The organism is Burkholderia sp. Bp9090 (genome assembly GCF_003857985.1).
GTDB lineage: Bacteria > Pseudomonadota > Gammaproteobacteria > Burkholderiales > Burkholderiaceae > Burkholderia.
Genome location: NZ_QTPV01000104.1, coordinates 1 through 1,235 on the forward strand (window position 1 = coordinate 1; position 1,235 = coordinate 1,235).

Here is a 1,235-nt window from a genome sequence, read left to right on the forward strand (position 1 = left end):
TGTAGTGGTCTAATGAATCCGGACACTGATTTAGGCGAGAATGGTCGCCATGAAGAGGTGTCTGATGAGCAAGCAACGACGTACGTTTTCCCCGGAGTTCAAACAGCAAGCCGCCTGTCTGGTGCTCGACCAGGGTTATAGCCATATGGAAGCAAGCCGCTCGGTCGGCGTCGGCGAGACGGTGCTGCGCCGCTGGGTGCAGCAACTTCAGATGGAACGCCAGGGCGTCACGCCGCAGGGCAAGGCAATCACGCCGGATCAACAGCGTATTCAGGAACTCGAGGCGCGTATCGAACGCCTCGAGCGTGAGAAGGCCATTTTAAAAAAGGCTACCGCGCTCTTGATGTCGGAAGGCATCGAACGTACGAAGTAATTGATCAGATTGGCGCAAGCGAATCGGTCGAGCTGATCTGCGCGGTATTCGACGTGTCGCGGTCCTGCCTGTATGCCCACCGAGGGCGAGCCCGACGCGTTGATGCCGAGCGCATGGCACTGCGTAGCCGGGTACACGAGCTGTTCATCGAGAGTCGAAGCTCTGCTGGCAGTCGCAGCATCATGGGCATGATGCGCGAGGAAGGTACGGCGATTGGACGCTTCAAGGTCAGCCGCTTGATGGAAGAACTCGGGTTGATCTGCAAGCAGCCGGGTCGCCATGCCTACAAGCAGGCCACGGTCGAGCGGATCGATATCCCGAACCATCTCAATCGCGAATTCGAGGTTGGTACGCCGAATCAGGTGTGGTGTGGTGACATCACGTATGTCTGGGCGCAGGGACGTTGGCATTATCTGGCCGTAGTACTCGACCTGTTCACGCGTCGGGTTGTTGGCTGGGCGTTCTCGACACGCCCTGATGCCGATCTGGTCGTGCAGGCGTTGGAGATGGCCTATGAGCAACGTGGTCGACCGCAAGGCTTGCTGTTTCACTCGGATCAAGGCGGCCAATATGCAAGCCGGAAATTCCGTCAGCGCCTCTGGCGCTATCGGATACAGCAGAGCATGAGCCGTCGAGGAAATTGTTGGGATAACTCCCCGATGGAGAGGCTGTTCCGCAGCTTCAAGACCGAATGGCTACCGTCAGTGGGCTACATGTCGGCGCAGGAGGCACACCGGGACATCAGCCACTACCTGATGCACCGGTACAACTGGATACGGCCGCATCAGTTCAATGACGGACTGGCGCCGGCGGTTGCGGAAGAAAAACTTAACGCAGTGTCCGGGATCAGTTGACCACTACA

At 58.1% G+C, this 1,235-nt stretch carries 1 protein-coding gene; it reads left to right on the forward strand.

Features of this window, described 5'->3' with window-relative positions; genetic code table 11:
* Positions 1–64: 64 nt before the first annotated feature.
* Positions 65–1,227, forward strand: a protein-coding gene (locus tag DIE16_RS36270) for an IS3 family transposase (protein WP_105848424.1) whose coding sequence is annotated in 2 segments (ribosomal slippage) — positions 65–320 and positions 320–1,227 — 1,164 coding nt in all. Because the reading frame shifts where the segments join, the coding sequence is not laid out codon by codon here.
* The last annotated feature ends 8 nt before the right edge of the window (positions 1,228–1,235 follow it).